The organism is Nocardia salmonicida NBRC 13393 (assembly GCF_001613085.1).
Lineage (GTDB): Bacteria > Actinomycetota > Actinomycetes > Mycobacteriales > Mycobacteriaceae > Nocardia > Nocardia salmonicida.
The window spans coordinates 1-26,745 of the sequence record NZ_BDBR01000058.1; the positions used below are offsets into that span (position 1 = coordinate 1).

Annotated in this window: 25 protein-coding genes; 18 read left to right on the forward strand and 7 right to left on the reverse strand. The window is 67.3% G+C overall.

Annotated features, from left to right (window positions below; all coding sequences use genetic code 11):
- The 4 genes from NS1_RS41070 to NS1_RS40580 form a co-directional block, all read left to right on the forward strand.
- On the forward strand, positions 1 to 2,004 hold a 2,004-nt coding region (locus NS1_RS41070; RefSeq protein WP_373864386.1), incomplete at its 5' end, for a beta strand repeat-containing protein.
- Between the two features lie 17 nt (positions 2,005 to 2,021).
- A complete protein-coding gene (locus NS1_RS35455) occupies positions 2,022 to 3,860 on the forward strand; it encodes a dynamin family protein (RefSeq protein WP_062991677.1) in 1,839 nt (612 codons plus the stop codon).
- Complete coding sequence (locus NS1_RS35460; protein ID WP_084504758.1) at positions 3,857 to 5,419, forward strand: dynamin family protein; 1,563 nt, start codon at positions 3,857 to 3,859, stop codon at positions 5,417 to 5,419. The genes NS1_RS35455 and NS1_RS35460 overlap by 4 nt, the downstream gene beginning before the upstream one ends.
- Before the next feature lie 73 nt (positions 5,420 to 5,492).
- A complete protein-coding gene (locus NS1_RS40580; RefSeq protein ID WP_131816846.1) occupies positions 5,493 to 5,693 on the forward strand; it encodes a hypothetical protein in 201 nt (66 codons plus the stop codon).
- 118 nt (positions 5,694 to 5,811) lie between these two features.
- Here NS1_RS40580 and NS1_RS35470 read toward each other — a convergent pair whose 3' ends face one another.
- Together NS1_RS35470 and NS1_RS35475 are read right to left on the reverse strand one after the other, a co-directional pair.
- Positions 5,812 to 6,114, reverse strand: coding sequence for a hypothetical protein (locus NS1_RS35470; protein WP_157125579.1), 303 nt, complete (start codon positions 6,112 to 6,114; stop codon positions 5,812 to 5,814).
- A 20-nt stretch (positions 6,115 to 6,134) separates the two neighbouring features.
- The gene (locus NS1_RS35475; protein ID WP_062991683.1) at positions 6,135 to 7,826 is read right to left on the reverse strand and encodes an MFS transporter; all 1,692 of its coding nucleotides are present in this window, start codon (positions 7,824 to 7,826) and stop codon (positions 6,135 to 6,137) included.
- 111 nt (positions 7,827 to 7,937) lie between these two features.
- Here NS1_RS35475 and NS1_RS35480 point away from each other — a divergent pair, with 111 nt between their 5' ends.
- From NS1_RS35480 to NS1_RS35505, 6 genes are all read left to right on the forward strand, one after another.
- Positions 7,938 to 8,402: a MarR family winged helix-turn-helix transcriptional regulator gene (locus NS1_RS35480; RefSeq protein ID WP_056823489.1), complete on the forward strand. Its 465-nt coding sequence runs from the start codon at positions 7,938 to 7,940 to the stop codon at positions 8,400 to 8,402.
- Between the two features lie 251 nt (positions 8,403 to 8,653).
- Positions 8,654 to 10,519, forward strand: a complete 1,866-nt coding sequence (gene dnaK / locus NS1_RS35485) for a molecular chaperone DnaK (protein WP_056823486.1) — start codon at positions 8,654 to 8,656, stop codon at positions 10,517 to 10,519.
- Between the two features lie 41 nt (positions 10,520 to 10,560).
- Positions 10,561 to 11,088 (forward strand): nucleotide exchange factor GrpE, encoded by a 528-nt coding sequence (gene grpE / locus NS1_RS35490; RefSeq protein WP_371852136.1) that lies wholly within the window; start codon positions 10,561 to 10,563, stop codon positions 11,086 to 11,088.
- 24 nt (positions 11,089 to 11,112) lie between these two features.
- Entirely contained in the window at positions 11,113 to 12,309 is a 1,197-nt protein-coding gene (gene dnaJ / locus NS1_RS35495; protein ID WP_056823483.1) for a molecular chaperone DnaJ, read from the forward strand.
- A 128-nt stretch (positions 12,310 to 12,437) separates the two neighbouring features.
- Positions 12,438 to 12,785: a heat shock protein transcriptional repressor HspR gene (locus tag NS1_RS35500; RefSeq protein WP_062991685.1), complete on the forward strand. Its 348-nt coding sequence runs from the start codon at positions 12,438 to 12,440 to the stop codon at positions 12,783 to 12,785.
- A 616-nt stretch (positions 12,786 to 13,401) separates the two neighbouring features.
- Complete coding sequence (locus NS1_RS35505; RefSeq protein WP_056823477.1) at positions 13,402 to 14,571, forward strand: globin domain-containing protein; 1,170 nt, start codon at positions 13,402 to 13,404, stop codon at positions 14,569 to 14,571.
- A 36-nt stretch (positions 14,572 to 14,607) separates the two neighbouring features.
- On the opposite strand, the gene NS1_RS35510 is transcribed toward NS1_RS35505, so the two are convergent.
- Both NS1_RS35510 and NS1_RS35515 read right to left on the reverse strand, forming a co-directional pair.
- A complete protein-coding gene (locus tag NS1_RS35510; RefSeq protein ID WP_062991687.1) occupies positions 14,608 to 15,366 on the reverse strand; it encodes an FAD-binding oxidoreductase in 759 nt (252 codons plus the stop codon).
- Positions 15,367 to 15,395: 29 nt separating this feature from the next.
- Positions 15,396 to 16,553 carry a globin domain-containing protein gene (locus NS1_RS35515; RefSeq protein ID WP_056823460.1) on the reverse strand — a complete coding sequence of 386 codons (1,158 nt, stop codon included), beginning with the start codon at positions 16,551 to 16,553 and terminating at the stop codon, positions 15,396 to 15,398.
- A gap of 227 nt (positions 16,554 to 16,780) precedes the next feature.
- Between NS1_RS35515 and NS1_RS35520 the strand changes: the two genes are divergently transcribed.
- Positions 16,781 to 17,359 carry a DapH/DapD/GlmU-related protein gene (locus tag NS1_RS35520; RefSeq protein ID WP_084504761.1) on the forward strand — a complete coding sequence of 193 codons (579 nt, stop codon included), beginning with the start codon at positions 16,781 to 16,783 and terminating at the stop codon, positions 17,357 to 17,359.
- A gap of 5 nt (positions 17,360 to 17,364) precedes the next feature.
- On the opposite strand, the gene NS1_RS35525 is transcribed toward NS1_RS35520, so the two are convergent.
- A complete protein-coding gene (locus NS1_RS35525; protein ID WP_373864387.1) occupies positions 17,365 to 17,796 on the reverse strand; it encodes a MarR family winged helix-turn-helix transcriptional regulator in 432 nt (143 codons plus the stop codon).
- Positions 17,797 to 17,870: 74 nt separating this feature from the next.
- Between NS1_RS35525 and NS1_RS35530 the strand changes: the two genes are divergently transcribed.
- Positions 17,871 to 18,500: a maleylpyruvate isomerase family mycothiol-dependent enzyme gene (locus NS1_RS35530; RefSeq protein ID WP_062991689.1), complete on the forward strand. Its 630-nt coding sequence runs from the start codon at positions 17,871 to 17,873 to the stop codon at positions 18,498 to 18,500.
- Positions 18,501 to 18,507: 7 nt separating this feature from the next.
- Here NS1_RS35530 and NS1_RS35535 read toward each other — a convergent pair whose 3' ends face one another.
- Positions 18,508 to 18,873, reverse strand: a complete 366-nt coding sequence (locus NS1_RS35535; RefSeq protein ID WP_062991691.1) for a hypothetical protein — start codon at positions 18,871 to 18,873, stop codon at positions 18,508 to 18,510.
- Positions 18,874 to 18,961: 88 nt separating this feature from the next.
- On the opposite strand from NS1_RS35535, the gene NS1_RS35540 reads away from it, so the two are divergent.
- From NS1_RS35540 to NS1_RS35555, 4 genes are read left to right on the forward strand one after another with little or no spacing between them, the layout of a single operon-like run.
- Entirely contained in the window at positions 18,962 to 19,486 is a 525-nt protein-coding gene (locus NS1_RS35540; RefSeq protein ID WP_062991693.1) for a DUF3558 domain-containing protein, read from the forward strand.
- A gap of 15 nt (positions 19,487 to 19,501) precedes the next feature.
- Positions 19,502 to 19,879 carry a hypothetical protein gene (locus NS1_RS35545; protein ID WP_062991695.1) on the forward strand — a complete coding sequence of 126 codons (378 nt, stop codon included), beginning with the start codon at positions 19,502 to 19,504 and terminating at the stop codon, positions 19,877 to 19,879.
- 1 nt (position 19,880) lies between these two features.
- On the forward strand, positions 19,881 to 21,185 hold the full coding sequence (locus NS1_RS35550) for a hypothetical protein (protein ID WP_062991697.1): 1,305 nt from the start codon (positions 19,881 to 19,883) through the stop codon (positions 21,183 to 21,185).
- A gap of 33 nt (positions 21,186 to 21,218) precedes the next feature.
- Positions 21,219 to 21,977: an ESX secretion-associated protein EspG gene (locus NS1_RS35555; protein WP_062991699.1), complete on the forward strand. Its 759-nt coding sequence runs from the start codon at positions 21,219 to 21,221 to the stop codon at positions 21,975 to 21,977.
- Between the two features lie 58 nt (positions 21,978 to 22,035).
- Here NS1_RS35555 and NS1_RS35560 read toward each other — a convergent pair whose 3' ends face one another.
- Positions 22,036 to 23,025, reverse strand: coding sequence for an NADP-dependent oxidoreductase (locus NS1_RS35560; RefSeq protein ID WP_062991701.1), 990 nt, complete (start codon positions 23,023 to 23,025; stop codon positions 22,036 to 22,038).
- Between the two features lie 212 nt (positions 23,026 to 23,237).
- Between NS1_RS35560 and clpB the strand changes: the two genes are divergently transcribed.
- Together clpB and NS1_RS35570 are read left to right on the forward strand one after the other, a co-directional pair.
- Entirely contained in the window at positions 23,238 to 25,814 is a 2,577-nt protein-coding gene (gene clpB, locus NS1_RS35565; protein ID WP_062991703.1) for an ATP-dependent chaperone ClpB, read from the forward strand.
- 63 nt (positions 25,815 to 25,877) lie between these two features.
- Positions 25,878 to 26,693, forward strand: coding sequence for a DUF5666 domain-containing protein (locus NS1_RS35570; protein ID WP_056823416.1), 816 nt, complete (start codon positions 25,878 to 25,880; stop codon positions 26,691 to 26,693).
- The last annotated feature ends 52 nt before the right edge of the window (positions 26,694 to 26,745 follow it).

Below are 26,745 nucleotides of genomic sequence, written 5' to 3' on the forward strand. Positions count from 1 at the left end.
GACGCCGAACTCGACCTCGGCCTCGACGTGGGCCTCGGCGCCGTGGCCGCGGTAGTCGCCGACGCCGCCGCCCAGGTGGGAGCCGGCCTCGACGTCGCCCTGAACGTTGTCACCGGCGCGAACGTGGACGTGAACGCCGACCTCGGCGCCGACCTGGCCGCCGGTGTGACCGCCGGCCTCAACGGAGCTTTGAACGGCGCGGTCGGTGTGGGTGGCGATCTTGCTGGTGGCGTCGGTGGTGCCTTGAACGGTGCGGTCGGTGCAGGTGCTGACCTGGCTGCTGGTCTCGGTGGTGCTGTGAATGGCGCGGTCGGCCTGGGTGGCGATCTTGCTGCTGGCTTCGGTGGTGCCTTGAACGGTGCGGTCGGTGCAGGTGCTGACCTGGCCGCCGGTCTCAATGGAGCTCTGAACGGTGCTGTCGGTGCAGGTGGCGACTTGGCTGCTGGTCTCGGTGGTGCTGTGAATGGCGCGGTCGGCCTGGGTGGCGATCTGGCTGGTGGCGTCGGTGGCGCCCTGAACGGTGCTGTCGGCGTAGGTGGCGATCTGGCTGCCGGCCTCGGCAGTGTGGTCGGCGTCGGGGGTGATGTTGCCGCCGGCCTCGGTGGTGTAGTGAACGGTGCGGCGGGTGCAGGTGTTGGGCTGGACAGTGCGCTGACCGGCACTGTCGGCGCGGGCGCCGATCTGGAGACCGGATTGAACGCTGCGCTGGGCGGCGCGGCCGGCGCCGGTGTCGGTCTGGGTGGCGTGGTGTCCGGTGCGGCTGGTGCTGGTGCGGATCTCGCGGCCGGTCTCGATGGCGTGGTCGGTGCGGGTGCCGGTCTCGGCGGTGCGCTGAACGGCGCGGTGGGTGCCGGTCTCGACGGTGCGGTGAATGGGGCAGTGACCGCGGGTGGCGATGTCGCTACCGGTCTGGGCGGTGGCCTCGAAGCCGGTCTGAGCGGGGCGAGCACCGCTGTGGGTGGGCTCGGGGCAGGAGTCAACGGCGGGCTCGGTGCGGTGGCCAACGCGGGGGCGCAGGCTGCGGGCGGGCTCGGAGCCGCCGCGACCACCACGGCGATCACAGGTCTCGACGGTGTGGTCGGCGCGGAGTTCGGCACCGGCCTGGAAACCGGGCTCGGTGGCGCCGTATCGGCGGGCACGGGACTGATCGGCGGCATCACCGGCGGTGCGAGTGGTGAGTCGGATACCGGATTCGGTATCGACGGATCGCTCCTCGGCGGCGGCTCGGGGCAGGTCACGACCGGCTTGGAATCAGCGCTGTCCACCACGACAGGCATCGGCCTGACCACCGGCCTGCAGGGCGGTCTCGATACCGCGACGACTCTCGGCACCGACTTGTCCGGCGCTGTCACCTCGGGTGCACAGGCAGGTTTGAACGGTGCCGTCGAGTCCGGTGTGGGTCTGGCCGGTTCCGCGACCGGCGGTGCGCAGGCCGGCCTCGGCGGTCTCGTCGAGTCGGGTGTGGGTCTGGCCGGATCGGCGACCGGTGGTGCGCAGGCGGGTCTGAACGGTGCCGCCGACGTAGGCGCCGGGCTCGCGGGTTCCGCTGTCGGCGGTGCGCACACAGGGCTGACCGGTGCGGCGGAAACCGGCATCGGGCTGACAGGTTCCGCGACCGGCGGCGCCGAAATAGGAACCGGCCTCGAGACCGGCCTCGGCGGCTTCGGCGACGCGGGACTGTCCAGCAGCACCCAGCTCGCGGGCGGCTTCACCTCCGCCGTCGACGGCGCGGCACAGGGCAGCACCGCCGCGGTCGGCGGCCTCACCGGCCAGACCACGGCGACCTCGACAACCCAGGCCGACGCTTCCGGCACGGTCGGTGCGACGACGCAGGGCTCGGTCACCACCGCGGCCGATACCTGGTCCGCGGTCGACGTATCGAGCGCGTTCGGTTCCGGCCTGCACGGTTCCGAACTCGGCGGGACCGAGACGTCGCTGTTCGGTGAATCGAGCACCGTCACCGACCACGGACCTGAAGTGCACACCGACGGACTGTTCCACTGAGCGAAACGGGCGATGCGATGACTGTTCTCGCACCGAACGCGGTGCCGCTGACGACGGTGTTGTCCGACACCGTCGCGGCGGCCCATGCCGCGGGCCGCGACGACCTGGTCGCACGCTTGGAGAAGGTGGCCGAGCGGGTGCGCGACCCGCGGCACCGGATCGTCGTCACCGGTCAGCTCGGTCAGGGCAAGAGCCGGTTCGTGAACGCGCTGCTCGGGATGGATGTGTGCCGGGTCGGCGACGACGCGACCACCGTGCTCCCCTTGCAGCTGTCCTACGGCGAGCAGCAGCGCGCGTACCTGGTGCTCACCGCGCCGGGAACCGACGAATCGCGAGTGGAGATCCCGTTCGACGAGATCGGCGCCGTCGATACCCGCAGCCCGCTGGCGCAGGGCCGACAGATCGTCCGGATCGAGGCCGAGCTGCCGATTCAGCTGCTCGCCGACGGCATCGTCCTGATCGATACCCCCGGCGTAGGCGGACACGGAAGTGTCTGCGCCGCGGGTGTACTCAGCCTCGCCGCGGCGGCCGACGCGGTGCTCGTGCTCTCCGACGCCTCCACCGAGCTCACCGAACCCGAGCTCACCTTCGTCCGGCAGATCCGCGAAATGTGTCCCGCGGTCGCCGTCCTGCTCACCAAGACGGATCTGTATCCGCACTGGCGTCAGGTGCTCGAGGCCGACCGCGCCCATCTCGCCCGCGCGCAAGCCGAGGTCGCGTTGATCCCGGTGTCGGCGCTGCTGCGCGCGCACGCCCTGCGTCTGCAGGACGCGCAGCTCGGCCTGGAATCCGGATTCGGCGTGCTGTTCGGTTTTCTGCGCGATCGGGTCGTCGCCCGCGACCAGGCGATCTCGCGGCAGGCAGTGGCTCGCGAATTGTCTTCGGCGGCAGAACATCTGGCGCTGGCGCTGGGCAGCGAACTGGTCGCGCTGCGCGATCCGGCAAGCGGCACAGCGGCAGTCAGCGAGCTGCAGTCGGCGCGTGCGGCGGCCGAGGACCTGCAGCGGCGCACCGCGAGCTGGCAGCAGACCCTCGCCGACGGCATCACCGACCTCGTCGGCGATGTCGACCACGACCTGCGCGACCGCCTGCGCGGTATCGCCCGCACCGGCCAGGAGTGGATCGACGAGAACGATCCGGGCAGGCATTGGGGCGCGATCACCGAATGGCTCACCGGCTCCGTGGACACCGCGCTCGGCGACAACCTGGTACTGACCCATCACAGAACAGAACTGCTCGCCGAACGGATCGCCGACCACTTCAGGGAGGTCGGCGCGGTCGAGCTGCCGCAGGTGCACGCTGAGATGGATGAAGAGAGCGGCCTGGTGAGCTCCGGTTCCCTGGCCGATCTCGAACCGGATATCGGCTTCACGAGCAAGGTGCTCGTCGGTATGCGCGGCTCCTACGGCGGCGTGCTGATGATCGGTCTGGCCACGACCTTCGCCGGCCTGGCCATGCTCAACCCGATCTCCCTCGGCGCGGGTCTGATCGTCGGCGGCAAGGCCTATCGCGACGACAAGTCGGCCCGACTGGCGCGGCGCCGCGTCGAGGCCAACGGGGAGGTTCGCCGGTTTCTCGACGACGTGGCGTTCCAGGCGGCCAAGGACACCAAAGACCGGCTGCACCGCATCCACCGAGCGCTGCGCGACCACTTCGCCGGCGTGGCCGAACGCAGTCTGCGCTCGATCGACGCGTCCCTGCGAGCAGCACAGGAAGCGGCGGCGATGGCCGCCGCGCACCGCGCCGAGCGCACCGTCGTGCTGGAACGCCAACTGCACGCGGTCGCCGAGCTGCGGCGTTACGCGGAATCGATGCAGATCGAACCGAGACGGGCCGACGGTACGGTATCTGGGTGACCCACCGTTTCGACACCGCCGCGCCCGGCGACCGGACCACACCCAGGATCCTGACCGAGGCGCACGAGTTGGTCGGCGCGGCGGCGCGGGCATTCGCTCGCGACGAGTACGCGCGCACGCTGCTGGCCGAATGCGACTACCGATTGCGTGAGCCGCTGCGCGTCGCGTTGGCCGGTTCGATCAAGGCGGGCAAGTCGACGTTGCTGAACGCGCTGGTGGGCCAGGCCGTCGCCCCGACCGATGCCACCGAGTGCACCCGCGTCGTCACCTGGTATCGCGACGGCGCGACCCCCACGGTCACCGCGCACGCCGCCGACGGCTCGCGCGCGAATGTGATCGTGCGCCGTGGAAGTGGCGCACACGGCCTGACCTTCGACCTGAACGGTCTGCACTGGGACGCGCGCGGTCCCCGCGAGGTGGACCATCTCGAGGTCGGCTGGCCCTCGGCCGCGCTGTCACAGACCACGATCATCGACACCCCCGGCACGTCGTCGCTCTCGCGCGAGGTGTCGCTGCGTACCGCACGATTGCTCACTCCCACTGATACCGGGAGTGATCCGCGAGCGGTCGGCGCTCCGATCTCGGTGCCGGGGGCCGATGCCGTCGTGTATCTGCTGCGCCGTCTCGACGCCACCGATGTGAGTTTCCTCGAGCAGATCGGGGCGGGCGCCGGTGGTGCGGGCCCGCTCGGTGTGATCGGGGTGGTGTCGCGCGCCGACGAGATCGGTTCCGGCCGCATCGACGCGTTGCATTCGGCTCGCGATGTGGCCGCCAGGTTCGCCGGTGAGCTGGAACGAACCGGCCTGTGCCAGGCGGTGATTCCGGTGGCGGGCCTACTGGCGTTCGCCGCTTCGACGCTGCGGCAGCCGGAGTTCGCGGCGTTCGAGGCGTTGTCCACGGTGCCGGCGGAAGACCTCGGGATCGCGTTGCTCTCGGCAGACCGATTCGCCCGCGCCGACATCGCGCTGCCGGTGGCTCCCGAACTCCGCGCGCAGCTGGTGGATCGCTTCGGCCTGTTCGGTATTCGCATGGCCACCATGCTGATTCGCCTCGGAGTTCGCGATTCTTCCTCGCTGGCAGCGGAATTGGCGGCCCGCAGCGGCATCGACGAACTGCGTTCGGTGCTGGAGGTCCAATTCGGCCAGCGCGCCGACGAACTGAAGGCGCATTCGGCGCTGAGCACGCTGGACCGGATCCTGGCCGCCTACCCCGGCACCGAGGCCGACGACCTGCGCCCGCGCGTGCGCGCACGGCTCGCCGACGTCCACGGTTTCACCGAACTCCGACTGCTCGGCCGCCTGCGCACCGACGAATTACCTTTGCCCCCAGCGGTACTCGCCGACCTGCACCGCATTCTCGGCGGCGTCGGGGTAGCGGCGCATCTCCGCCTCGGGCTGTCGGCCGAGGCGGACCCGGACGCCCTGCACGCCGCGGCTTTCGCCGCCGCTCGTGCCTGGCGAGCCCGAGCGGCCCACCCCCTCGCCGACCAGGCCACCGCCACCGCCTGCCGAGCCGCGGCCCGCAGCGCCGAGGGAATCCTGGCCGAACTTCCCCGGTGAACGCCGCGGATCACGAGCCGCTCAGATGAAGTAGGCAGTCCCCGAAGAACTTCCGGTCCCGTACCCCAAGCTCTTGGCGAACTCCCGAACCGCGATCAACGCATTCCCCACCGGCCCCGGATCGCTGCACGACCCCCCGACCGAGGAGAACGTGCACCCATCATCGGCGATGGCGACCCCGCTGTCGGCCACGGCGCTTCCCCCGGCCGAGACCATCCCGCCCCCGGCCAAGGCGGCGACCACAGCCACTCCGCCGAACGCCCGCTTCCACTGAACTCTGCTCATCGATGCACGCATACCCCGAAACTAGTGCCGGACCGAACTGTTTCGCACCCCTATCGTTGCCCCGAATTCTCGGGGCAACGCGCTCGTCGAGCGTGCGGTAGGGCTGATCACTCACCCAGCTTCGGCACAACCTCCTCCGCGAGGTACTGCTCGATCCCACGCCCGGCCCGCTCCGCCTGGACGACCGTGGCGCCGCGCTCCTGGGCCGCAGCCGTCAAGACCTCCCGGGAGTCGGGTTCGACCCCACCCCCGATCACCAGCATGCGAACCCGCTCACGCCCGAGGATCGCGAGTGCCTCGTCGTCGGTGGTCGACCCGAGGACGCGAAATCCGAGCTCGCCCACATAGCCGAGTGCGGCATCGACGACTTCGCGCCCGCGCCCGACGGCAAGCAGATCAACTGTGTACATGAGTTTCCGTCCTTGCTGTTTCATACAGTGACGATTTCCGGCTCGTCATCATCGAGCACGCGTTGTTCCAGCTTGGCCTCCTTCGGCAGTGCCAAGAACCCGAGGCATACCAACAGCAGCATCCCGGCGCCGTAGGACAGCGTGTACCGGAACGTCTCGGCGAAGTTCACCGCGTTCGCCTCGGTGCCCGCCTCGGCCAGTACCCGCGAGATCGCCGATTCGCCAACAGGATTCGACTGACAACTGTCAGGGGTCACGGCCGGATCATCCTCCGCCGACCGATCGTGCACGCACGCCGCGAACCCGGCCACGATCTGATCCTGGACCTCTGTCGGCACTCCCTCTAGCGCCAGTTCCGCCCGGATATCGGGTGTCACGGCAGCCACCCCGAGATCGGAATCCCGGTCCAGGACGGTGAAGAACAGCACGCCGACCAATGCGACGCCCAGCGCGGTTCCCAACTGCTGCCCCGTGTTCAGCAGTCCGGAGGCCGACCCGGCCTCGCGCTGCGGTACCTGCCCGAGCAGCAGATCCAGCGTCGGCGCCACCACCATCCCGAACCCCGCGCCGGTGAGCAACAACGGCAATGCCATCTGCCACGAAGTGAATTCGCTTCCGTACCGCACCCCCATCGCGCCGTACAGCGCGAACCCCGCCGCGTTCACCAGTGCCCCGATCATCAACACCCGCCGCCCGTACCGAGCCGCCAGTACTCCGACCGAAAGCCCCGCTCCCACACCGGCTCCCACCGCGAACAGCGCCGATGTGAGCCCGGCTCGCAACGGCGACCACCCGAGCCCGCCCTGCATGAACAACGTCCACACCAGGAAGAACCCGCCCATGGCGATCCAGAACAGCAACCAGGTTCCCACCCCGACCGCGAACGGCCGAGACCGGAAGAGCCCGAGGTCGACCAGCGGCGAACGCCCTGCCCGAGCCAGCCCACGCTCGTAGAACAGGAACCCGACGAACATCGCGAGGGCCGCGGCGATCATGACGAAAACCCACGCGGGCCAGTCGAGTCGACGTCCCTCGGTCAACGGGTAGACCAGCAGCAGTACGGACGAAACCGCCAGCACCATCCCGACCGGATCCAGTCGAGGCGGCGTAGCCGACTTCGAATCACTCATCACGAACCACGCCGCGATGAACCCCGCGATGCCGATCGGGATGTTCACCAAGAAGATCGGCCGCCACGCCAACCCGAACAGGTCGGCCTGCACCAGGACGCCGCCGAGCGCGAGACCCACCGCCGAGGCCGACCCGCCGACGCCGCTGTAGATGGCAATCGCTTTGGCTCGCTCCTCCTTCGGGAACGTCGTCTGGATGATGGCCAGAATCTGCGGCACCATCAGCGCCCCCATCGCACCTTGGGCGAAGCGGGAGCCGATGAGCACGGCCGGATCGGTGGCCAGCCCGCAGGCCGCCGAGGCGATCGTGAAACCGGCCATGCCGGTGAGGAATACGCGTTTGCGGCCGTAGATGTCGCCGAGTCGCCCACCGGTGATCAACACCGCGGCGAAGGCGAGAACGTAGGCCGCGATGATCCATTCGAGCTGTGAGTACTCGGCGTGCAGGTCGTTGCGAATACTCGGCACGGCCACGTTCACGATGGTCACGTCGAGTAGATCCATGAAGCCGGCGGCCAGGACCACCGCGAAGGCGATCCAGCGCCGGGGATCGGCGTCGGGGGGAGTGGGGGAGGTAGTCACGATGGTCTCTCTTCGAGTAGGGAGTGGAGACCTCTCAAACTATGCACCTCAAGTGATTATCAATCAATAGGGCAATCATGAATGGTGCGTTAATCGGCGTATCGTAGGGGTGTGACCGACCCGACGCAGCTGTCGACCCACGCCGGATTCCTCCTCGGCCAACTGGGCTTCCATACCGCCTACCGCTTCAGCGATCTGCTGGCGCCGCTCGGTATCAAGCCGCGCCACTTCGGCATGCTGAAACTCCTGAGCGCCCATGACGGCCGCACTCAGCAGGAGCTCGGCGAGGCGCTGGAGATCCATCGCAATGTGATGGTCGGCCTGGTGGACGACCTGGAGAAACGCAACCTCGTGGAGCGTCGTCGCCACCCGAGCGACCGCCGTGCCCACGCCCTTCATCTCCTGCCCGCCGCCCATGCCCTCCTGGTCGAAGCCGAGCAGCGGGTGGCCGAGTTGGACGCCGAACTCCTGTCGCCGCTGCCTCCCGAGGATCGCGCCGTCTTCCTCGATCTCCTGCGCCGAACCGCCGAGGGCAACGGCTTGCGTCCCGGCATCCACCCGGGCCTCACCCGATAACTCCGTCTCCGGACCGTCACGATCCAGCATCGGGGGCTGCAGTTGAGCGCACTCGTGGCAAGAATGGCCGGGGGGCGGGAAGTTTTTTTCGGGTGGCGGGAATGAATCGCCGCAGCTACTGGTTGTGCCGATCAACAACCTGAGCGAACCTGACTCAACTTCGGGTTGACTCGCGGTGGATCTCGAAGGCAGGATTGAGCCCACTACGCTCAGCGTTGCAATAACCGAACGTCAAACAGGAGGAAACCACTATGGCTCGTGCGGTCGGAATCGACCTCGGGACCACGAACTCCGTCGTCGCCGTGCTCGAAGGCGGCGAGCCGGTCGTCGTCGCGAACTCGGAAGGCTCGCGCACCACCCCCTCGATCGTCGCCTTCGCGAAGAACGGCGAGGTTCTCGTCGGTCAGCCCGCGAAGAACCAGGCGGTCACCAACGTCGACCGCACCATCCGCTCGGTCAAGCGCCACATCGGCACCGACTGGAACGTCGAGATCGACGACAAGAAGTACACGCCGCAGGAGATCTCCGCGCGCACGCTGATGAAGCTGAAGCGCGATGCCGAGGCCTACCTGGGCGAGGAGATCACCGACGCCGTGATCACCGTCCCGGCCTACTTCGAAGACGCCCAGCGTCAGGCCACCAAGGAAGCCGGCCAGATCGCCGGTCTCAACGTGCTGCGCATCGTCAACGAGCCCACCGCGGCCGCGCTCGCTTACGGCCTGGACAAGGGCGACAAAGAGCAGACCATCCTGGTCTTCGACCTCGGCGGCGGCACCTTCGACGTCTCGCTGCTGGAAATCGGCGAGGGCGTCGTCGAGGTCCGCGCGACCTCCGGTGACAACCACCTCGGTGGCGACGACTGGGACGAGCGCGTCGTTTCCTGGCTGGTCGACAAGTTCAAGGCGTCCTCGGGCATCGACCTGACCAAGGACAAGATGGCCATGCAGCGTCTGCGTGAGGCTGCCGAGAAGGCCAAGATCGAACTGTCCTCGGGTCAGAGCACCTCGATCAACCTGCCCTACATCACCGTCGACGCGGACAAGAACCCGCTGTTCCTGGACGAGCAGCTCACCCGCTCGGAGTTCCAGAAGATCACCTCTGATCTGCTGGATCGCACCCGCGCGCCGTTCCAGTCCGTGATCAAGGACTCGGGCCTGAACGTGGCCGATATCGACCACGTCGTGCTCGTCGGTGGCTCCACCCGTATGCCCGCCGTGTCCGACCTGGTCAAGGAACTGACCGGCGGCCGTGAGCCCAACAAGGGCGTGAACCCGGACGAGGTCGTCGCCGTCGGCGCCGCCCTGCAGGCCGGCGTGCTCAAGGGCGAGGTCAAGGACGTCCTGCTGCTCGATGTCACCCCGCTGTCGCTGGGCATCGAGACCAAGGGTGGCGTGATGACCAAGCTCATCGAGCGCAACACCACCATCCCCACCAAGCGCTCGGAAACCTTCACCACCGCTGACGACAACCAGCCGTCGGTGCAGATCCAGGTGTTCCAGGGTGAGCGCGAGATCGCCTCGCACAACAAGCTGCTTGGCTCCTTCGAGCTCACCGGCCTGCCCCCGGCCCCGCGCGGCGTGCCGCAGATCGAGGTCACCTTCGACATCGACGCCAACGGCATCGTGCACGTCACCGCGAAGGACAAGGGCACCGGCAAGGAAAACAAGATCAAGATCCAGGACGGCTCCGGTCTGTCCAAGGAAGAGATCGACCGCATGGTCGCCGACGCCGAGGCGCACGCCGCCGACGACAAGGCGCGCCGTGAAGAGGCCGAGACCCGCAACCAGGCCGAGTCGCTGGTGCACCAGACCGAGAAGTTCATCAACGAGCAGAAGCTGAGCGAGGGTGGCGCACAGGTCTCCGCCGATCAGCTGGCGAAGGTGGAGAACGCGGTCGCCGAGGCCAAGCAGGCACTCGAGGGCACCGATATCTCCGCGGTGAAGTCGGCCGTGGAGAAGCTGGCCACCGAGTCGCAGGCCCTCGGCCAGGCGATCTACGAGGCCTCCGCCGCCGCCGACGCGCAGTCCGGCAACGGTGCGGGCCCAAGCCAGGCCGATGACGATCAGGTCGTCGACGCGGAGGTCGTGGACGAGCCGGTCGACACGGACAAGAAGTGACCGAGGCGAACTCCTCGGAGCAGGAGTTGGTCGACGACATTCTGGAAGACACCGCCGACGAGAACGCGGAGGCCGCCACGGCGGACTCCGCCCTCGACGCCGACGTTGTCGAGCCGGAGAACGACGAGCTGGCCGAGCGCACCGCCGACCTGCAGCGGTTGACCGCGGAATACGCGAACTACCGCCGCCGCGTCGAGCGCGACCGTCAGGCCAACATCGATGCCGCCAAGGCCTCGGTGGTCACCGAATTGCTCGCGGTGCTGGACGATCTGGATCGGGCGAGGGCGCACGGCGACCTCGATTCCGGCCCACTGAAGTCCGTCGCCGACAAGCTCGAGACCGCGCTCACCAAGCAAGGTCTCGTCGAATTCGGTTCCACCGGTGACCCGTTCGACCCCACGCTGCACGAGGCAGTGCAGCACGAGGGTTCGGGCGCCGACCCGGTGATCGGCATCGTCATGCGCAAGGGCTATCGGTTCGGCGACCGGGTGCTTCGGCACGCGCTGGTCGGGGTAACCGATGCCGAGACCGCGGGGGCATCGGATCCGGATGCCGGCGACAGTCAATAAGAACGCGAAAGGAGGAGACGCCCGGTGAGCCAACGGGAGTGGATCGAAAAGGACTTCTACAAGGAGCTGGGTGTCTCCTCCGGCGCCTCGCAGGACGAGATCAAGAAGGCCTACCGCAAGCTCGCCCGCGACCTGCACCCGGATTCCAACCCGGGTGACACCAAGGCCGAGGAGCGGTTCAAGACCGTGAGCGAAGCCAACGCGGTGCTGTCGGATCCTGCCAAGCGCAAGGAGTACGACGAGACGCGGCGCATGTTCGCCGGCGGCGGCGGTGGCGGACGAGCCTACGGCGGCGGCGGGTTCAATCCCGGTGCCGGCGGCGGCTTCTCGCAGGACTTCAACATCGGCGACATCTTCGGTCAGGCCGGTGGCACCGGCGCCGCGGGCGACGGCGGGCTCGGCGATCTGCTGGGCGGGCTGTTCAACCGGGGTGGCGGCGGCGGCCGGGCGGCGGCTCGTCCGCGTCGCGGCTCCGATGTGGAGACCGAGACGACGCTGGGTTTCCGCGAGGCCGCCCAGGGCGTCACCGTTCCGCTGCGGATGACCAGTCCCTCGCCGTGCACCACCTGCCACGGCAGCGGCGCCAAGCCGGGCACCAGCCCGCGCGTGTGCCCGCACTGCAACGGCGCGGGCGTGGTCAGCCGTAATCAGGGCGCGTTCGGTTTCAGCGAGCCCTGCGACGACTGCCGCGGCACCGGGTCGATCATCGACGACCCGTGCACCGACTGCTCGGGCACCGGTATCCAGAACCGCACCCGCACCATCACCGTCCGGATTCCTCCGGGCGTCAGCGATGGTCAGAAGATTCGGCTGGCCGGTCAGGGCGAGGCGGGTCTGCGCGGTGCGCCTTCGGGCGATCTGTATGTCACCGTGCATGTCAGCCAGGACAAGGTCTTCGGCCGCCAGGGCGACGACCTCACCCTGGTGCTCCCGGTGAGCTACAGCGAATTGGTACTGGGGACAACAGTTTCGGTACCGACGCTCGACGGCCGGGTCGGCGTGAAGGTGCCCCCGGGCACCGCCGACGGGCGTATCCTGCGAGTTCGTGGTCGTGGCGTGCCCAAGCGTGGTGCGGCGGGCGGCGCCGGTGACCTGCTGGTCACGGTGAAGGTCGCGGTACCGCAATCGCTCGACTCCGACGCCACCGATGCGCTCAAGCGGTATCAGGAGGCGGAGAAGGCCAGTGGCTTCGAACCGCGTGCGGGATGGGCGGGTGCTTGATGCCCCCGCACATCGAGCTCAGCGTCCGGAGGAGGTAGCGCAGCGTGACCACGGAGGGCGTAGGAAGAGGCGCGGATAGCCCGGATCCGAAGTCTGTTTCGGGTGCGACCTCGCGTGCCGAGTTCTTCATGATCTCGGTGGCGGCTCAACTGGCGGGGATGCACGCGCAGACGTTGCGTACCTACGACCGGCTGGGTTTGGTCACCCCGCAACGGACATCGGGTGGCGGACGCCGTTATTCGGCCCGCGATGTCGAGGTGCTGCGCGAAGTGCAGCGCCTGTCGCAGGACGAGGGCGTCAACCTCGCCGGCATCAAGCGCATCATCGAGCTCACCAATCAGGTGGAGGCGTTGCAGCAGCGCGTCGAGGAGATGAGCGCGGAGATGGAGCGGTTGCGGGCGGGCTACCGGCCCGATCTGTCGCCGCCGGCGCGCAGTACCGCGCTCGTGGTGTGGCAGCCACGGCATCGTCGCTGAGCCGTCTTCGATCCGACGAGCCTCCGGTTCGCCCCTCCGCTGCGGTGGAGGCGAGCCGGGGGCTCGCCGGTCTCCGGTCAACCCCCGGCGACCGGCTGGTGACTCTCCAGCAACCCACTTATTCATGATCCTGCTGATCGGAAGTAGCGTTGCGGCGCGCTGAGGTGGGGATTTATCACCGTGGACGTCCAAAAGTTTGCTGATGGGATGCTGAATTCGGCTCAATCGGAAGGCGATTCGCCGTCCTCGACCAGCCACTCCGGTGTGCCTACCCCGCGTGTCATGGCTCGGCGCGTCGGCTTACGACATGCCGTCGTCGTAGCGGAAGGGTCGCTCTACCAGGCACGTTGGTCTCCAATTGTGTGGAATGCCGGGTACTTTGAGGAATCGTGAGCAAGTGTTCACCCTCAATTAACGGGCCCTGGGTATTTTTTCATGGGAAACTGCTGGGAACCGCCTGGTATTTCATGAATTACATGCGTGATGTTTAAGAGTACGATTCCTAAGCTGGCAAACCTCGCCTAGACTTCTCGCATCGGCTGCTGACGAGTGTCCTCCCAGCCCGTCACTCGCCGGCGCGGCTAGCGTTCGATGGCGAAACGAGGTTGTGACACATATGGATTCGCGGACTGTCGCTTTGATCCGTACTACGTTCAAGGCGGTTGCTGCGGAAGAAGGTGGACCCGAGAAGCTGTCGAGGTCGTTCTACTCGATCCTCTTCACGGACTACCCCGGTGTCCGAGACTACTTCCCGGCTGCCATGGATTCCCAGCGCGACCGTCTGGTCACGGCGATCTCCTACGCCCTCGACCGCCTGGAGGAGCCCGACAAGCTGCTGCCGTTCCTGGCCCAGCTCGGGCGCGACCACCGTAAGTACGGCGTGCAACCGGCTCACTATGTGGCCGTGGCCAACTCGCTGAAGTCGGCCATGCGGCTGTTCGCCGGTGCGGAGATGTGGACCGATGAGGTCGCCACCGCGTGGGACGAGGGCCTGGCCACCATCAGCGGCGCCATGATCAGCGCGGCCGACAAGGAGTCCACCCCGGCTACCTGGACGGGCACCGTCGTCGAACATCGCGAGGTGCTGCGCAATCTCTCGATCGTTCGGGTCCAGCTCGACGTGCCGATGCAGTACGCCGCCGGTCAGTATCTCAGCGTGCAGATCCCCTCGCGGCCGCGGATGTGGCGCTATCTCTCGCCCGCGAACCCGGCCAACCCCAACGGCGAGATCGAGTTCCACATTCGCGGGGTGCTCGGCGGCTGGGTCAGCCCGGCCATGGTCGCGCACACCGCCGTCGGCGATCAGTGGGCGCTCGGCTCCCCCCTCGGCGGCCTCGGCGTGCCACGCAACACCAAACGCAAGATGCTCATGGTCGGCTGCGGCACCGGCATCGCCCCCCTGCGCGCGCAGATCATGTCGATGGCTCAGCGCCGAGTGAACCCGAAGGTCCACCTGTTCGTCGGCGGCCACCACCCCTGCGACCTCTATGACCTCCAGGTCCTGAGCCAACTCGCCATCGCCAACAAATGGCTCACCGTCACTCCCGTCACCGAAAGTGACGAAAACCCGTGGTGGTACTTCGATTCCGGCGAACCCCACCCCGAACTCCCCGGCCTCGAGCCCCGTATGACCGGCCAAATCGGCAAGGTGGTGGCCAGCTACGGACCCTGGGCAGACCGCGACGTCCAGATCGTCGGCTCCCCATCAATGGTCCAAACCACCAAGTTCCGCCTCATGGCAGCAGGCACCCAAGCCCAATCGATCCGCCACGACCCCTTGTTCTGAGATCCGAGGGCCGGTCGCGAAACCGGCCCCGCGATGTCAGGCGCCTTCGGAGATGATGTTCGCCGGGGGAGTGCCTGTTTCGATCAGGCGGTCGACGGTGGTGCGCACCATCGCGGGTGAGCCACAGACCAGGACTTGGTTCTTGGTGAAGGGTCCGTGGGCGGCGGCGACGTCGGCGAGGGTGCCGTGGAGCATTTCTTGCGGCCCGAAGCCCACGTCGGAGCGGGTCTGCTCGTGCCATTCATCGTGCACCGCGGGATCGTCCGGGGTTTCGACAACCGGAATGACCGATAGCCAAGGCAATTCGCCCGACAGCAGGAACAGCATGTCGTTGGCGTAGAGGTCGCGAGGCGAGCGGCCACCGAAGAACAGGTAGGTGCGCGGCGGAGTGTCACGGCGAGCCAGGTCCAGGATCTGGGAGCGCATCGGCGCCAGCCCGGTACCGCCGGCGATCATCACCACCTCGACAGCATCGGGATCGACGGCGAAAACCCCATGGGGAGCATTGATTCGCCACTGATCACCGGGTTTGGTGTCGGCGACGATAGAACTCGAACACCACCCACCGGGCACGGTCCGCACATGGAACTCGAGCTTGCCGTCCAGCGAGGGCGGCAGCGCGGGCGAGAACCTCCGTCGCACCCCGGGATGCTGCGGCACCTCGACCTCTACCGAACCGCCCGGCTCGAACGGCACGAAATCGCCGATCAGCCGGATCACGGCGAGGTCGTGGCGCAGCCGGTGGTGGCCGACGACGGTAGCCGTCCATGCGGGGTCAGGAAAAGCGTTGCTCATCAGCCTCTTTCGCGATGTCGCGGACGGGTTCAGACAGGATCGGCGGCGATGATCTCACTCGGTGTACCGGCCCGCTGGAGCGCGTAGCGAGTGTTGGCGATCATCGTCGGCGATCCCGCGATCTGGATCTGGCGGTCCGACCACGCGCCGAAGCTGGTCACCACCGCTCCCAGATTACCGACCAGCCGACGCGGCATGCCCATCGGCGTCTGGCCCGAATCCTGGGGATACCACCAGGGATTGGTGTGTTCCTCGCACACCGGCACCACGGTCAACCACGGATTGGACTGCGAGAGCTGCCACATGTTGTCCACGTCGTAGAGGTCGCCGGGATAGCGCCCGCCGATGAAGAAGTGCACGCGCGGATTGATCCCCCGCTGGCTCATCTCGATCAGCTGCGCTCGCAACGGAGCGATCCCCGTGCCGGAGCCGATCATCAGCACATCGCGCCCCGACTCCCGGTCCACGTGCAGCCCGCCGAGCGGCCCGGCGATCTTCCAGCGGTCCCCGACCTTGGTGTCGTTGACGATCGCCGGACTCACCCAGCCGCCACTGATCCGCCGCACATGGAATTCGATCTCGCCATACGGGTTGGCGGGGATGGCGGGGGAGAAGTATCGCCACATATTCGGCCGCTGCGGCACCGCGACCGGCACGAACTGTCCGGCCTTGAACGGAATGGGCCCGTCGGCCTGTAACCGCACGATCGCCAGATCGTCGAGCACCCGCCGATGCCCCACCACGGTCGCGTCCCAGTACGGCTGCGAGGTGTCCTCGTTGGCGCCGATCGCCATCGACGCCGAGATCAGCAGCGTGATGTCACGCCAGCCCTCGTCGAGCTCTCTGGTCCAGCGGTTGCCGTGGAAGGTGCGCAGCGCGGCGAGCAGCGCGCGTCCGGCCAGGTCGTAGTGGTCGGCCTCGACCCCGTATTTGCGATGGTCGCGGGCAAGTTGCTCGAGGAAGCGTTGGGCGCGTTCGAAGTCCTCGAGATGGTCGAGGACGAACTGCACCGCCGTCGTGATCCGCTTGGCCTGCATGTCCATGGCAGGCGGAAACAGCTCACGCAACCTCGGGTCCTGCGCGAACAGGTGGCCGTAGAAAGCGCTGATCAGCCGCTCGGACCCACCGGGTGTCTCGGCCACCCCGCGGAAATCGGCGCGGACCAGCGCAAGCGAACGCGCATCCACGTCGTCAAGCTCCGTTTCTCTGCAATTGCCACAATGTGGCTCACCCGTCGGTGACGCCCTCCCCAGTATCCCCCGAAACCGTCGTCTCGGTGCAGGGATGCTCGTCACGCCCGTTCCCAGCCGCACGGATCGTAAACCCCACGTCTCCGATCAGCACGATCTCCCCATCATCGATACGCGTCGGTGATCTTGCGGGTGGTGCGCGCGGGGTGCGTGAGAATCGGGGGATGGCGAGCGACAGCTTCATGGAGATTCACGATCCCGAACTTCTGTCCAGGGGTGAACGGGTTCTCGGGGCCGAGTTCACGGCGATGCACGAGCGGGTTCTGCAGGTCACCGCGTTGACGTCCCGGCTCAATGCAGTGCCCTTCGACGACGAGCCGGGGAAGGCGGCGCTGCTCGAGGAGATCCTCGGCCGTCCGCTGCCCGCGGGTCTCACGATCTATCCGCCCTTCTATACCGATCACGGCCTGAACCTGGACCTGGCCGAGCGCGTGTTCATCAATCAGGGCTGCACATTTCTCGACTACGCCGGAATCCGGTTGGGTCGGGGCGTGATGGTCGGCCCGAAGGCCACCTTCATCACCATGGGCCATCCCGTCGATCCGGAGGAACGGCGGCGATTCCTCACCGGCGCGCCGATCGACGTGGCGGACAACGTGTGGATCGGCGCGGGCGCGATGATCCTGCCCGGCGTCAGCATCGGCCGCGACGCGGTGATCGCCGCGGGCGCGGTCGTCGCCGATGACGTTCCGGCGAGCAGCTTGGTAACCGGGTCCAAGGCGACTGTGCATCGAAGCTGGTAGCGCGTCTACGCGTAAGGGTCGGTGACTTCGCGGAGAGCGGTGAGCGTCTTCCGGAGGTCCGCAGCGGCTCGTTTGCCCAGATGGGAGATCCATTCGCTCTGAACCTCATCGGCGGTGCGGTTGGCGAGGTCGGCGGCGGACCGGCCGGTGGGGGTGAGGCGAAAAAGGCGGGCGCGGCCGTCGGTGGGATCGGGGACCCGCTCGAGGTAGCCGGCGCGGACCAGCTGGTCGGCGAGGGTGCTCGCGGTCTGTTTGGTGACTTGGGCCTGAGCGGCGAGGTCGGTGAGGCGGGAACCGTCGGTACCGATCCGCGCGACCAGGCGGGCCTTGGCCGGGGTGAGTTCGGCGTGACCGCCCGCGGTGAGCGCCGCGAAGACCCGGCGCTCCATCTCGCGGTACGGGACGAACAGGAGTACGCCCAGGTTCAGCTCGTCCACGCTTTCCTCCTTGTTTCAGTCAGTGTATCTGACTATATTGGTCAGATACACTGACTATTATTCGGAGGTCGACGATGGATCGCGAGCAGCAGTGGCAGGTCATCGAACAGCAGCGCCGCGCCGTCGCCGACCTACTCGACGACCTCACCCCGCCCGAATGGGATTCGCCGTCACTGTGCGCGGGCTGGCGGGTGCGCGATGTGGCCGCGCATCTGGCGATGGCGCCGCAGCCGCCCGGCCCGGCCGCGATGATCCGGATGGGAATCCGCGCGGGCGGCCGCTTCCATCGAATGAATCACGATGCCGCGGTCCGCTATTCGGATCGCCCCGATCTGGCCGGCGAGATCCGCGCGCACGCGGCATCGCGCCGATTGCCCGCCGTGACCAACTACCGCAACATCTTCTTCGACGTGATCGTCCACGCCCAGGACATCGCCCGCCCACTCGGCCGCACCATCGAGGTGACCCCACGCGCGGCCGCCGTTGCCGCGCAACGGGTGTGGACGATGGGCTGGCCCTTCTGGGCGAAACGTCACCTGCGCGGCCTGCACCTCGCCGCCGACGACATCGAATGGTCAACGGGCGCGGGCACTCCGGTACACGGCCCCATCCTCGACCTCCTGCTGGCGATGACCGGCAGATCCGTCGCCGTGGTGAACCTGCACGGCCCGGGCGTGCAAGCCTTGTCTCACAGCTTGCGCTGAGTCCGGGTCAGCCGGTGACCTTCTGCATGGCCGCCTGTCGCGCCTCTTCGTCGACCTCCCCTATGTCGAACCCCTTGCCCACGATGTGCTGGACCAACGCGGCCTCCGGCGGCAGCCCGTACTTGCGCAGGTAGTAGGGGACAGCGCCCGGCCAGACGAACGCGCCGTCGGTGTGGAAGTTCAACGGCACGTCGCGCTGGGTGGGGTCGAACTCGTCGGCGTCGTGGCTGCGGGCGCTCAGAATCACCGGCGCGTGCTCGAGATAGGACAGCACCCGATCTTGGATGTCGGAGTCCACCGCCGACCGGTTCACCACCGGTTTGCCCTCGGGATCACGCCCGTCGAAGGGCGCCGAAAGTCGAAGTTCGCTCATGCTCAGACAACCTACGCGGCCCCGACTCTGGTCGGTTGACCGTGCTAATGTCCCTGGTCAAGGCAGTGCTCGGCCAGAAGGGGTGGGGATGAAACGCGCAGGTACGGCGTTGGTGATCGCCGGGTTGGCGGTTGTCGGGTTGGTGGGGTGTGACTCGGGGGAGTCGACGTCGAAGGGGGCGACGACCACGGCCAAGCCGGTGTTGTGGAATCCGTGCACGGAGATTTCCGATGCTGCGTTGACGGCGGCGGGGGTGGATCCGGCTACGGAGGAGAAGGGTGTCGCGGGGGTTCCGCAGTCGGGGTGGGAGATCTGTGGATGGGAAGGGCGCACCTTCGCCATCACCGTCTATTCGACCGCTAAGACCGCAGATGAGTTCGAAACGAAGCCAGGCAACGTCGACTTTCGTGACGTCACGATCGCGGGGCGGCCCGGACGGGAGTTCCGGGTTGAGGGCGCATCGAAGCAGCTCGATTGCGACGTGGTGTTCCCTGCGGGTCAGGGCGTGGTCCAACTACAGGTTCTGAACCGCGCGAGCCTCGACGGGTTGACTGACCCTTGCGTATCTCTGGCGCGGGTTGGGGAGACGCTCGCGCCGACATTTCCGAAGTGACCGGGGAGGCACAAAATGACTGGAACGTCGCCGTATACGCAACTGCTGGGGCAGGTCCGCTCGGGTGAGGTCTATCTGAACAGCGAGGATGCGGCCTACCACATGTACAAGGCCTGCGATAAGCGGATCGCGGACCTCGATTCGCTCCGCGGCGCCACCCGCCGAGCGCAGGCGGTCAGCGGGTTCGGTGATTTCCAGATCGGCAAGGACCTCGAGAAGAAATTCCTCTTGCAGGCGACCGGCGACGAGAACTCGATCGATAACGTCATCCTGAAAGACATCGAAGCCGTGAAAGAGCTCCGCGAAGTCTTCGCGATCTCCTTCAAACGCATCGCGGGCAAAGACATCGAGAACGCCAACGCCCTCGACTACATCACCGAGCAGGTGAGCTGACATGACCGGCATGCAGAGCATCAGCGGCATCGACCTGTTCGGCAACCTCCGCGACTTCGTCATGTCCCCGTTCTCCGGCGACGACGGCGAACTCGACAGCTCCGAAATCGCGGATATCCAGAACAAGTACAACACTCAGCGAGACAGCAACCGAAAGAAGGCGGGCGACCTCGGCTTCGACGGTGAGTACCGCCCCGCCACCGTGGCGAGGAACGATGGTTTCCCGGGAACTGTCGCGGAACTGCGTGCCAAGGTCGACAAGATCGACCTCGACGCCGTCAACAGTCTGATCGGCGCGTGGAACGAAATATCCGCTCGCAACAGCACTTCCCTCGACGAGTTCCGCAAGCAGATAGCCCGCGGCATGGCCCCGGACGTCTGGACGGGTTCCGCGGCGAACGCAGCCGCGCAAACCGTCGCGGCTTATGACGCCACGGGCAAAAAGGTCACGACCGCGGCCGCGCTCACCGCCACAAAACTGGACGAACTCCGCACCGGCCTGGAGCCTACGAAACGTCTCGTCCCACACGAGCCCGAGCACCGCAGCGGCCTCGACAACGTCGGCGCCCTGCTCACCGGCCGGGGGTGGCGCGATGACGATGTCGCGCAGGAGAACGCGCGCATCGAAGCCGTACGTATTCTCCAAACCGTCTACGCCCCAGTGGTCTACGAGTCCGACACCAAGGTCCCGGTGATCCCCGTCCCGAAGACCATCGAAAACGGCGGCGGCGAACCTGAGATAACGGGCAGCACAACACAATCCACTACCCAGGGCTCGACAACCCAGTCCACCACTCAGCCCACGACGACTCCGACCACCACACCGGCGTCGACCACTCCCGCCACTGACCCGGACGACACCGAGGACACCGACGACTCGACAAGCGATTCGACCACCCCCGAATCGACCACTCCTCAGTCGACGGAGCAAGGTTCAACGACCCCCGCCTCGACCACCCCGAGCTCAACTATCCCCGGCTCGGGCTCACCTTCCGGATCACCCAGTGGCGCAGGCTCTCCCGGCGGCGGGTCCCCGGGCGCGGGCACACCGGGCGCAGGCTCTCCCGGCGGTGCGGTACCAGGAAATCCGACGGCTGCCGGCACCACCGCAGGCCGCGGCACCGGCACAGCGAGCCGTTCCGGCACGCCCGGCATGATGAGCCCCGGCGCGGGCAAGGGCGGCGGTAAGGACGACGAATCGACCAAGGGCATCCCCGACTACCTCATCACTCAGGAACACGGTGACGAACTCACCGGTCTGGACACCCTGCCCAAGATGGTCCCGCCCGTCATCGGCGCCGACTAGTCGCCAATCCTGATGGAACAGAGTAGATCTCCCGTGCGTACCTGGCTTTTTACCGCGTTAGATTTCCGCACCCTGTGGGAAGCCGCGGGCCGCGATGTCCTCCCGTACCCCCTGCATCACCGCCACACCGACGTCGAAACCCAGGCCGAGGTCCTGCGCCTGCGCAGCAAGGCCGCCGAGAACCTGATGGCCGAATTCGACAGCGATCTCGACCGCGCCATGGCCGCCCTGCTCGCCCCGCACGCCCGCGTCGAAGTCGCGGGCGCGTCCAAGGGCGTCAAAACGATCCGAGCCCACGGCGGCGCCCGCGACACCTACGCCTCCCTCGCCGTCCAAGCCCCCGGCGACGAGACCAACCCCGGCGACATCACCCTCCACCTGTTCGACCCGGATGCCTTGGCCGCCGCCGTCCTCTCCACCCTCCCCAAGGTCGCCCCCGGCAAAGGCCGCGAAATCCGAGTCACCGCAGCAGAACTCGCGGCCCCCCGCCCCGACATCCGCGACCGCTGGAACCCCACCCCCCGAGAACAACTCGAATCCTTCCTGGCGAAACCCACCACCACCCTCACTCACATCGGCGTCTACGCCCACGGCAGCGTCGACAACCGCCACACCGAGGGCCGAGACGACTTCCAACTCCACGACATCCCCGGCGACGGCCGCTACGTCTTCTACGGCGAAACCACCTTCATAGCCAAACCCACCACCCCCACCCGAATCAAAACCACCCTCGCCACCATCCTCACCACCACAGCCACCAAGGCCCGCACCGGCACCTACCGCCCCAACTGACGGTGAGCGCTCGTCCGGCATCGCGGAGGGGCAGCCCCAAGCTGCGATGCGCCGCGAATCAGATGGCGAGGACGGTCTTTCCGCGTGCGCTGCCCTGGCCGAGCACGGCGGGAGCAGCCTCCAGCGGCACCGTTATCTGCACCGGAACGACCACATCACCAGCGGCGACCCGGGACAGCAGTCGGCTCAATTCCGGTGAGCGGCCTTTGGATTCGAAGTTCCCTCCGGTGATCTCGCGGTCGCGCAGGCCGGCTTCGTCGGCCGCCCAGGTCGTCGAGTAGGCGTGTCCGCCGCGGCGGACGAGGGTGGCGTGGGAGGCGAAATCGCCTGCTGAGCTGATCAAGTCGAACAGGACGTCGATGCCGTCGGGGTGGGTGAAGCGGACGGCGTCAGTGACGTTCGAGTCCTGGCGGGAGGCCGGGTCCGGGTCGACGAAATTCGGGTCGGCGGGGCGGGCCTGGGTGTAGTCGACGGTTTCGGCGGCGCCGAGGCGCGCGACCTGGTCGGCGGCATCGCCTCGGGCGGTCGCGATGACATGGGCGCCCGCGATATTGGCCAGCTGAACGAGAAACGACCCGACACCGCCCGTCGCGCCGACGATCAGCACCGATTGGCCGGGTTGGATATGCGCGGCGTCGACCAGGTCCTGGGCTGTCACGCCGGCGACCGGCAGCGCCGCCGCTGCCACCGTGGTGACGCCGTCGGGAATCGGGACAAGGGTCGCGTCCTCGGGGACCGTGGCGTACTGCGCCCAGCTGCCGTGTCCCGCAGGCGCGGTCAGGAATTTGCCGACCACTTTGTCGCCGACCTCGAACTTGGTGACGCCGGCGCCGATCGCCGAGACGGTGCCCGCGCCGTCGACGCCGAGGATCATCGGGAAGTCGGTGGGCATCTTGCCCTCCAGGATGCCGTCGGCCATCTTCAGGTCGAACGGGTTGACCCCGGCCGCGTCGAGCGCCACTTGAACCTCACCGGGCCCCGCGGCGGGGACCGGTACATCGGCGAGCTCGGGTGTGGCGCCGAACTTCTGAACCACGATCGCGCGCATGGGGGTGAACTCCTCGCATCGGGGGTGAGCCGGGCATCGCAATCCTAGGCGGATAGCCGTCCGACATGCAGTGATTGGTCGTCTTCGGTGGTGTCGCAGCGTAGCGTGAAGCGCGGACCCGAAGTCCACTGAAAGTTTTTAGAGTTGAGCGGAACAGACTCAACTTTGTGAGCGTTGAACTAGTCGATATCGGACACACACAAGGGAGATTCGTGGACTCGTTCAATCCCACCACCAAGACGCAGGCGGCCTTCACCGCCGCCCTTCAGGCCGCCGCGGCGGCGGGCAATCCGGAGATCCGTCCGGCACACTTGCTGGTGGCGTTGCTGGATCAAACCGACGGCATCGCCGCACCGTTGCTCAAGGCCATCGGAGTCGATCCGGCGACAGTCGAACGTGAGGCAGGTGCCCTCGTCGACCGTCTGCCGTCTGCCACCGGCGCCACCACCAAACCACAGCTTGGCCGTGAGGTACTGGCCGCGATGACCGCCGCCCAGCAGCTCGCCACCGAGCTCGGCGACGAGTTCGTCTCCACCGAGAACCTGCTGGTCGGGTTGGCTGAAGGCGCTTCTGATGTCGCTCAGCTGTTGCGCAAGCACGGCGCCACCCCGGAGGCCCTGCGCGACGCGTTCACCGCTGTCCGCGGCGGCAGCGGCCGGGTCACCAGCGCCGATCCGGAAGCCAGCTACCAGGCACTGGAGAAGTACTCCACAGATCTCACCGACCTGGCCCGCGCGGGCAAACTCGACCCGGTGATCGGGCGCGACACCGAGATTCGGCGCGTGGTGCAGGTGCTGAGCAGGCGCACCAAGAACAACCCCGTGCTCATCGGTGAACCCGGCGTCGGTAAGACCGCCATCGTCGAAGGTCTGGCGCGACGCATCATCGAAGGCGATGTGCCGGAGTCGTTGCGCAACAAGAAAGTTGTCTCCCTCGACCTCGGTGCGATGGTGGCGGGCGCGAAGTATCGCGGTGAATTCGAGGAGCGGCTCAAGGCCGTGCTCGACGACATCAAGAACAGCGCGGGCGAGATCATCACCTTCATCGACGAGCTGCACACCATCGTCGGCGCGGGCGGGACCGGCGACTCGGCGATGGACGCGGGCAACATGATCAAGCCTCTGCTGGCCCGCGGCGAGCTGCGCCTGGTCGGCGCGACCACCCTCGACGAGTACCGCAAGTACATCGAGAAGGACGCGGCGCTCGAACGGCGATTCCAGCAGGTGCTGGTCGGCGAGCCGTCGGTGGCCGACACGATCGGCATCCTGCGCGGCATCAAGGAACGCTACGAGGTGCACCACGGCGTTCGGATCACCGATTCGGCGCTGGTGGCGGCCGCGACGCTGTCGGACCGCTACATCACCTCGCGATTCCTGCCCGACAAGGCGATCGACCTGATCGACGAATCGGCGTCGCGCCTGCGGATGGAAATCGACTCGCGTCCCGTCGAGATCGACGAGATCGAGCGGGCGGTGCGGCGCCTCGAGATCGAAGAGGTGGCGCTCGAGAAGGAGACCGACGCCGCGTCGAAGCAGCGGCTGGAGAAGCTGCGTCAGGAATTGGCCGACGACCGCGAGAAGCTCAGCCAGCTCACCACCCGCTGGCAGAACGAGAAGAACGCCCTCGATTCGGCGCGTGGGCTCAAGGAGCAGCTGGAGGCGCTGCGTGGGGAGTCGGAGCGGGCAGAGCGCGACGGTGATCTCGGCAAGGTCGCCGAGCTGCGGTACAAGCGCATTCCCGACCTGGAGAAGGAGCTCGCCGACGCCGAAAAGGCCAGTGCCGGAGCGTCCGACGGTGAGGTGATGCTCAACGAGGAGGTGACTCCCGACGACATCGCCGATGTCGTCTCGGCGTGGACCGGGGTGCCGGTCGGCCGGATGCTCGAAGGCGAGACCGCCAAGCTGCTGCGGATGGAAACCGAGGTAGCGGGGCGCGTCGTCGGGCAGGAAGAGGCGGTGCAGGCGGTCTCCGACGCGGTGCGCAGGGCGCGTGCCGGTGTCGCCGATCCGAACCGGCCGACGGGCTCGTTCCTGTTCGTCGGACCGACCGGCGTCGGCAAGACCGAGCTGGCGAAATCGCTGGCGGACTTCCTGTTCGCCGACGAGCGCGCCATGGTGCGTATCGACATGAGCGAGTACAGCGAGAAGCACTCGGTGGCCCGCCTCGTCGGCGCGCCGCCCGGATACGTCGGCTACGACCAGGGCGGCCAGCTCACCGAAGCGGTGCGTAGGCGGCCGTACTCGGTGGTGCTGTTCGACGAGATCGAGAAGGCGCACCCGGACGTCTTCGACATTTTGCTGCAAGTTCTCGACGAAGGCAGGCTCACCGACAGCCAGGGTCGCACGGTCGACTTCCGCAACACGATCCTCATCCTCACCTCCAATCTCGGCGCCGGCGGCGACCGCGATCAGGTGATGGAGGCGGTACGCCGCGCGTTCAAGCCGGAGTTCATCAACCGGCTCGACGATGTGGTGATGTTCCACGCGCTCGACGCGAAGCAGCTGGAATCGATCGTCGACATCAACCTGCGTCAGCTGCAGAAACGGCTCTCGCAGCGCAGGTTGACTCTCGATGTCACCGAGGAGGCCAAGCAGTGGCTCGCAGTGCGCGGCTACGACCCGGCCTACGGCGCGCGACCGCTGCGCAGGCTGATCCAACAGGCCATCGGCGACAGCCTGGCCAAGGAACTCCTCTCCGGTTCGGTCGCCGACGGTGACACCGTCAAAGTGAGTGTGGACGACGCCACCGACAAGCTCGTCGTCGAACGCGAAGTTGTCCACAGCTCGTGATTTGTCCACAGCCCGGTGCGTAGGGACCTCCCAAACGCGCCGGGCTGTCCTACCCTGGAGCCCATGACGAACCCGAACGATCCGTGGGGGCAACGCCCGGAGGATTCGCCGACCGAACGGCTGGGTTCGCCGGGCTCCGACTCGACCACGCCGTACAAGGGCAACTCGTTCGACGAGTGGGGGCAACCGTCGAACCCGACGCAGGCGTTGCCGCCGCACGACGCGCAATGGGGTCCCTACGAAAGTGGTTACCCCGCGGCTCAACCCCCGCCGCAGCAGGCGCCGCCCGGCTACGACCAGGGCTACCAGGCGCCGCCGCCCGGGTACGACCAGGGCTATCCCGCCGGGCCGCCACCGGGTTATCCACCGCGTCCGCAGGATGGTGACCAGGAAGAACCGCCCAAACGCCACACCGGTTTGTGGATCGCCCTCGGCTTGGGCGTGCTGGCGTTGATCGCGGTCGGTGGGGTGCTGGCCGGGCTCGTGCTGAGCGGCAACGGCTCGAACGACAACACCGCTTCGGCACCGACGTCCACGCAACCGTTCGCCCCGCCGACGTTGAAACAGACCACGCCGGGCGCGCCGCCGAGCACGAGCGGACTCCCCGGTTTACCCGGCCTCGGCGGCGGCGAAGATCTCGGCGCCACCATGGGCAGCATCACCGCCAATACCGGCACCGAGATCACCATGAGCACCCTCGGCGGATCCGACGTCCGGGTGCTGATCGACGATGCCACCCAGGTGATCTCGCTGACCAGTACGAAGGCGAGCGAACTTCCCGTCGGCGACATGGTTATGGTGCAGGGCGACAAGAACCCAGATGGGTCGATCCACGCCAAGATCATCATCAGTACGGCGTTGCCGGGCGGCCCCCGATGAGCGACCCGCGCGTCGAATCCCCGGTGCTACCGGGCAATCACGGCGACGGCTG